This window comes from Vibrio sp. B1-2, assembly GCF_963888445.1.
Taxonomy (GTDB): domain Bacteria; phylum Pseudomonadota; class Gammaproteobacteria; order Enterobacterales; family Vibrionaceae; genus Vibrio; species Vibrio anguillarum.
On sequence record NZ_CAWPJH010000021.1, the window covers coordinates 1 to 6,057 of the forward strand.

Annotated in this window: 6 protein-coding genes and 5 tRNA genes; 8 read left to right on the plus strand and 3 right to left on the minus strand. The window is 43.4% G+C overall.

Annotated elements, in window-relative coordinates; genetic code table 11:
- The first annotated feature begins 6 nt into the window (after positions 1–6).
- A tRNA-Asp gene (locus tag AACQ75_RS08225) sits at positions 7–83 on the plus strand.
- A 274-nt stretch (positions 84–357) separates the two neighbouring features.
- On the opposite strand, the gene pssA is transcribed toward AACQ75_RS08225, so the two are convergent.
- Positions 358–1,698, minus strand: coding sequence for a CDP-diacylglycerol--serine O-phosphatidyltransferase (pssA, locus tag AACQ75_RS08230; protein WP_170889824.1), 1,341 nt, complete (start codon positions 1,696–1,698; stop codon positions 358–360).
- A gap of 98 nt (positions 1,699–1,796) precedes the next feature.
- A complete protein-coding gene (locus tag AACQ75_RS08235; RefSeq protein WP_013857960.1) occupies positions 1,797–2,279 on the minus strand; it encodes a GNAT family N-acetyltransferase in 483 nt (160 codons plus the stop codon).
- Positions 2,280–2,287: 8 nt separating this feature from the next.
- Between AACQ75_RS08235 and murB the strand changes: the two genes are divergently transcribed.
- Both murB and birA read left to right on the plus strand, forming a co-directional pair.
- The gene (gene murB / locus AACQ75_RS08240; protein WP_170889825.1) at positions 2,288–3,334 is read left to right on the plus strand and encodes a UDP-N-acetylmuramate dehydrogenase; all 1,047 of its coding nucleotides are present in this window, start codon (positions 2,288–2,290) and stop codon (positions 3,332–3,334) included.
- Positions 3,331–4,293, plus strand: coding sequence for a bifunctional biotin--[acetyl-CoA-carboxylase] ligase/biotin operon repressor BirA (birA, locus tag AACQ75_RS08245; RefSeq protein ID WP_013857958.1), 963 nt, complete (start codon positions 3,331–3,333; stop codon positions 4,291–4,293). The genes murB and birA overlap by 4 nt, the downstream gene beginning before the upstream one ends.
- Positions 4,294–4,306: 13 nt before the next feature.
- Here the strand turns inward: birA and coaA are convergent, their stop codons facing one another.
- Positions 4,307–5,230, minus strand: coding sequence for a type I pantothenate kinase (gene coaA / locus AACQ75_RS08250; RefSeq protein ID WP_010318972.1), 924 nt, complete (start codon positions 5,228–5,230; stop codon positions 4,307–4,309).
- Positions 5,231–5,442: 212 nt separating this feature from the next.
- On the opposite strand from coaA, the gene AACQ75_RS08255 reads away from it, so the two are divergent.
- The 5 genes from AACQ75_RS08255 to AACQ75_RS08275 form a co-directional block, all read left to right on the plus strand.
- A tRNA-Thr gene (locus AACQ75_RS08255) sits at positions 5,443–5,518 on the plus strand.
- A 30-nt stretch (positions 5,519–5,548) separates the two neighbouring features.
- Positions 5,549–5,633: transfer RNA gene (locus tag AACQ75_RS08260), tRNA-Tyr, on the plus strand.
- A 34-nt stretch (positions 5,634–5,667) separates the two neighbouring features.
- Positions 5,668–5,742: transfer RNA gene (locus AACQ75_RS08265), tRNA-Gly, on the plus strand.
- 10 nt (positions 5,743–5,752) lie between these two features.
- Positions 5,753–5,828: transfer RNA gene (locus AACQ75_RS08270), tRNA-Thr, on the plus strand.
- A 101-nt stretch (positions 5,829–5,929) separates the two neighbouring features.
- The coding region (locus AACQ75_RS08275) for a GTP-binding protein (protein WP_235800309.1) at positions 5,930–6,057 on the plus strand (128 nt) is incomplete at its 3' end.

Here is a 6,057-nt window from a genome sequence, read left to right on the forward strand (position 1 = left end):
CGCTGCGGAGCGGTAGTTCAGTTGGTTAGAATACCGGCCTGTCACGCCGGGGGTCGCGGGTTCGAGTCCCGTCCGCTCCGCCACTTATTAAGAAGCCCTGCTAGTAATAGCAGGGCTTTTTTCGTTTGAGTTTCAATGAGCTGCTTAAGTCGTTTTAAGCTATCTCTATTGCAACTAGATTCCCTGTGCTTATTCCTTGATGTCCTCTTGAGCGCTGAAATTCTTTTGGCTTATGTTCATCGAACAGAGTAGCTGCATGAAAGGCGCTACTATCTCAATCAATAGCCATATGAAAACAACGTGTAGGCATATAAAAAAGCCGACACGTTGTGTCGGCTAATCGTCTAGTGTTGTGCTTTACAGAATCTGTTTGAGCACTCTATCGGCCTTAACTCGCGTTACTTTGCGCAGTAGTTTTTGTACCGCATCAGGGTAGTTTTCTATCTTCTCTAGTTGTTTGTAGGTACAAATAAGTTGAGTATGTCGAAGGATGTTGTCGATCTCTTGCTCAAACTTAGGTGTTAAGTGGTGATAGTGATCTTGGATGAGAATGGCATTCTCGAGATCGAGCTTCCATGCTCTTGGATTTAAGTTATTACCAGTGATCAAGATGTAGCGCTTATCCACCCATACGCCTTTTAGATGGAAGCTATTCTCTTCATGTTTCCAGAGATGGATAGAAAGATTTCGACTGGCAATATGGGCTTCATTTACTTTGGCAAAACGGCGTAGATTAAGCTCATATAAATAAGGTAAGCCGCCGATTGTTTTGAAGGTTTGCTCTGGGGAAATATAGAAGTCGTTTGCCGTTTTATCGCCAACGACAATGTGAACTTTCACACCCCGTTTCAATGCTTTCTTAACTTCTTTAGCGACACTTTTTGGGAAATTGAAATACGGAGTGCAGATAAAGACTTCATCTTTAGCATGAGCGATCAGTTGGTTAATATTGTGGTTGAGTTTATTTCGACGCTTTCCAATACCTACCAGTGGCGTCAAAGCCACTTGATCGGCTGTTGGGATCTGTGACTCAAACTCATAGTTTGCTGTTGCTAGAGAGGCTCTAAATTGCCGAATTTCAGTTTTGATATCTTTCGTCGTTGGCTTCGATGTGTTTGATAAGTCATTGACAGCAGGATGACTTATCATTTTTTGCTGAATAAATTGTACCATGCTATCGGCAAGAGATTGGTTGTCGATGGTGTGATAGCGGTCGAATCGATAGCGCTCTTTGTGATGCAAATAAACGTTATTAAGGCTTGCTCCGCTATAGATCACCTGGTCGTCGACAATAAAACCTTTGAGATGTAAAACACCAAAAACCTCGCGACCTCGCACGGGGATGCCGTATACGGGAATGGCGTGTTCGTGGTTCTGAGAGAACTCTTGATACATTGAAGCATTGCCTTCCGAAGCGGCCGCACCAATTAATCCACGTTGCGCTCTATGCCAATCAACGCAAATCGCAATATCTAAGCCAGGGTTTCTTTGCTTGGCATTATATAGCTCCGTTAAAACTTCTCTGCCTGCTTCGTCATCTTCTAAATACAGCGCTACAAGATAGATTCGTTTACTTGCCTGACGGATCGACTGGATCAGATGATTTTTAAATTCTTTTGCCGAAAATAAAACTTCAAAATGATCCGGTGATTGTGCGATGGTCGGCAATCGCTCGAATGGGTTTCTATGAGCAATCATATTGGATGATTTACCTTACTTATTTGCAAAATTGCGAACTGGGGATATTACCAAATTCAACGGTTCAATTGCTAGAAAAGCCGCGCATTCTCGTCATACTAGCCTAGGTATCTCATAGGAATGAGATCTTTACCACTGGATACATAGCGCTCAAACCGTTGCATAAGAGCTATTGGTAGTTCTTCTGTCATTATGGAGTGAAAACCATGACGAGCATAAAAGGGCTCAAGATGAGCGTATGCGAAGCAATAATCCTGATTATTGAGAATATTCTCGCTGCAATAATTGAGCAACTGCGACCCAATCCCTTTTTTTTGGTTTTCTGGCAGCACAAGCATGCCAGTCAGTAATCGATATACATCAATATTTTTAAATCTGACAACAGCAGATATCTGCCCATCGAGCGTGCCTATAACGCACAATTCATCTTTCCTAGCTTTTGCTGAAGGGTAATGTTCTTTGTACATTCGCTTGATCAAAGGAAGTTTTATCGGGGGGAGTATGTCAAATTGTAGTTGCCACATTTCTTCCTGCTTCGAATAGTTATCTGTTGTAGAATGGCGTGAGTTTAATTTATCCATAGAATGCCATGCAATTACATCCCAATGCGAGCTTAAAAAAATACCACACTTTTGGCCTAGAACAATCTTGTCAATTATTAGCTGAAGTTTTCTCTGTGCAAGATTTGGTTGAAATTTACCAGAGCGCAGAATGGCAGACTTTGCCTAAGTTGATGTTAGGAAAAGGTAGCAATGTTCTTTTTACTTGTGATTTTCAAGGAATGGTTTTAAGCAACCAACTGAAAGGGTTACAGCACACACAGGATGATAATTACCATTATTTGCATGTTTCTGGTGGTGAGGATTGGCCTTCACTTGTCGAATGGGCAGTGAAGCAAAATATTGCAGGTCTTGAAAATTTGGCTTTGATACCTGGTTGTGCAGGTTCTGCTCCTATCCAAAATATTGGCGCCTATGGTGTAGAGTTTCAAGATGTGTGTGATTACGTTGATTATCTCTGTTTAGACTCCTTAACCGTCAAGCGCCTGAGCGCTAAACAATGTCTATTTGGTTATCGTGATTCTATTTTTAAACACGCTTTGCACAGTAACGCGATCGTTGTAGCGGTAGGACTAAAGTTATTGAAGCAATGGCAACCCGTACTGAATTACGGACCTTTGCAAGAACTGGATAGTCATACCTGCCAAGTTATTGATATTTATAAACGGGTATGCGCTACTCGCAATGCCAAATTACCCGATCCGCGGGTGCTAGGTAATGCAGGAAGCTTCTTTAAAAATCCAATTATTAGTTTAGAACATTGGCAGGATCTTCTTGAGAGTTATCCCGATCTTGTTTCTTACCCCGTGGAAGAAGGCAGAAAAGTAGCGGCCGGTTGGTTGATTGATCAGTGTGGGCTCAAAGGGTATAGCTTAGGTGATGCTCAAGTGCATCCGAAGCAAGCTTTAGTGTTGGTAAATAAAGGTAGCGCTACAGCCTTTGATGTCATTCAACTAGCAATTAAAGTTTGCATAGCAGTTCAGGATAAATTTTCGATATCTTTAGAGCATGAAGTCCGATTTTTAGATGCGATTGGTGAAACGAATCTTGAGCATCTTGCTAAGGAATTAAAGTGAAAGAGCACAGTGTCAAACTATCATTACTTCGTCATCTGGCCAGTGGCGAGTTTTGTTCTGGTGAGTTGCTAGGAGCAGAACTTGGTATTTCTCGCGCTGCAGTCAGTAAGCATATTAAAGGGATTCAGGAGTGGGGAATTGATATTTTCCGCGTCCAAGGCAAAGGCTATCAGCTTGCTCAATCACTGAATCTACTTGATGCGACACAGATCCAAAATGCCGTGCGTAACCCTGTCGAGCTTTTCCCCATTATCGATTCAACCAACCAATACCTGTTAGAACGTGTAGATAACCTTGCTTCGGGCAGCGTTTGCTTAGCAGAGTATCAGGCTAATGGACGGGGTCGGCGTGGGCGTCAGTGGATATCGCCTTTTGGCAGCAATCTTTATGTTTCCATGTACTGGCGGCTCGACGCGGGGATGGCGGCCGCAATGGGGCTTAGCCTTGTGGTCGGGGTCGCGATCGTGGAAGCGCTAGCAAGCATCGGATTTGACGGTGTAAAGCTTAAGTGGCCGAACGATCTCTATTTTCAGGATAGAAAGCTGGCGGGTATTTTAGTAGAAATGACAGGGCAGGCTGGCGCAGCGGCACATTTAGTTATTGGGATGGGAATGAACATTTTCATGCCCGAAAATGAGCAAGCCATTGACCAGCCATGGGCAAGTTTGTCGCAGGTAGCCGACGGTCTGAAAATAGACAGGAACTTGCTCGCTATTGTCTTTATTCAATCATTAGACCAAGCGCTACGTGATTACGAGCTTTATGGGATGAAGGATTTTATACCGCGCTGGAATCGACTCGATAACTTTATTGGTCGAAAAGTTAAACTGCTTATGGGTCCCAAAGAGGTCTATGGCGTGGTGCACGGGATCAACGAATATGGAGCGGTGTTGCTAGAAACAGAGAATGGAATGGAGAGTTACATTGGTGGCGAAATATCGTTACGCAAGGCAGAGTAACCGCTTTACCAAACTATTTTCTTAGTAGTATCTCTTCCACAGTATGATTGAGGCCTTTACGCAAAACTAACTGAGCGCGCTCTTTGGTCGGTAAAATATTATGTTGCAGATTTTTACCGTTGATCGAGTGCCAAATGCTCTCAGCTTTTTCTCTCGCCTCTAGCTCAGACAGTTTTGTGTAGTGGCTAAAGTACGACCCCGTCTCCTTAAAGGCGCTGTGACGAAACTTCATAAAGCGTTCAACATACCACTTTTCAATAAGTTGACTGTCCGCATCGACATACAGTGAGAAATCTAAGAAATCAGATATAAACACTCGATGTGGATCGTGTGGATAATCCATGCCGCTTTGCAAGACGTTCAATCCTTCAATGATCAACACATCTGGCCTATCGACGACTTTCTCTTCAGTGGTGATGTCGTAAGTAAGATGTGAATAGATCGGCGCGCTTACATTTCTTTTTCCTGCTTTAACATCCGACACAAACTGTACCAGGCGTTTCATATCATAAGATTCAGGAAACCCCTTTTTCCCCATAATTCCTCTCTCATTAAGAATTTTGTTGGGAAAAAGAAACCCATCTGTCGTAATCAGTTCAACTTTGGGATGATTCTCCCAGCGTGAAAGAAGCGCTTTTAACAAACGCGCCGTAGTACTTTTCCCAACGGCGACACTTCCTGCGATGCCGATGATAAAAGGAGGCGATATATCGGTATTACCGAGAAATTGATGCAAAACCGCATTTCGGCTTTGTCTGGCGGCCACGTATAAATTAAGTAAGCGAGCCAAAGGCAGATAAATCTCAGCCGTTTCTTTCATCGTTAGGTTTTCATTAATACCTTGTAGCTCTTTTAAGTCAGCCTCAGAGAGAGTCATCGGGACAGAGTTACGTAGCTCGGCCCATTGATTGCGATCAAAAGAGATATAAGGACCCATAAAATACCTAACGATGAATGACAGAAAAAAGAAGAGGATGAAACATACATTAAGGTGAAAAGAATGGAAATGCCTTAAACGATAGAATTGAGTGAGAAAACGCATTTTGCTTGAAAAAGCAACGAACAGGCGAGATTTATGGAAAATTGGTTTTTTTTTAATATTTAGGCTTGCAAGGCTGAGCATCATTCAATAGAATGCGCTCCACTTATGCCGACTTAGCTCAGTAGGTAGAGCAACTGACTTGTAATCAGTAGGTCACCAGTTCGATTCCGGTAGTCGGCACCATTCTTTTTCGAAAGAATGAAGAAAAAATTTGGAGGGGTTCCCGAGTGGCCAAAGGGAGCAGACTGTAAATCTGCCGGCTCCGCCTTCGATGGTTCGAATCCGTCCCCCTCCACCATATTCTTAAGGAAATAGCTCTCAGAGTTACGTGTGCGGGCATCGTATAATGGCTATTACCTCAGCCTTCCAAGCTGATGATGCGGGTTCGATTCCCGCTGCCCGCTCCAATTTTTGAGTGCTGATATAGCTCAGTCGGTAGAGCGCACCCTTGGTAAGGGTGAGGTCCCCAGTTCAACTCTGGGTATCAGCACCAGCTCTCCAAGCAATTATCTCCTTTTGATATATACTCCTTACCAATAATTTTGGTTGCGTGGTCATCAAAGCCACCTAAATCCGTACCTAGAGGGACAACTCATGTCTAAAGCAAAATTTGAACGTACGAAACCGCACGTAAACGTTGGTACTATCGGCCACGTTGACCACGGTAAAACAACTCTAACTGCTGCTATCTGTACTACACTTGCAAAAGTGTACGGTGGTGA

Bases quoted from the DNA above. Each gene is read 5' to 3' on its own strand.
- pssA (WP_170889824.1), bottom strand. From the start codon at position 1,698: ATGATTGCTCATAGAAACCCATTCGAGCGATTGCCGACCATCGCACAA.
- AACQ75_RS08235 (WP_013857960.1), bottom strand. From the start codon at position 2,279: ATGGATAAATTAAACTCACGCCATTCTACAACAGATAACTATTCGAAG.
- murB (WP_170889825.1), top strand. From the start codon at position 2,288: ATGCAATTACATCCCAATGCGAGCTTAAAAAAATACCACACTTTTGGC.
- coaA (WP_010318972.1), bottom strand. From the start codon at position 5,230: ATGGGTCCTTATATCTCTTTTGATCGCAATCAATGGGCCGAGCTACGT.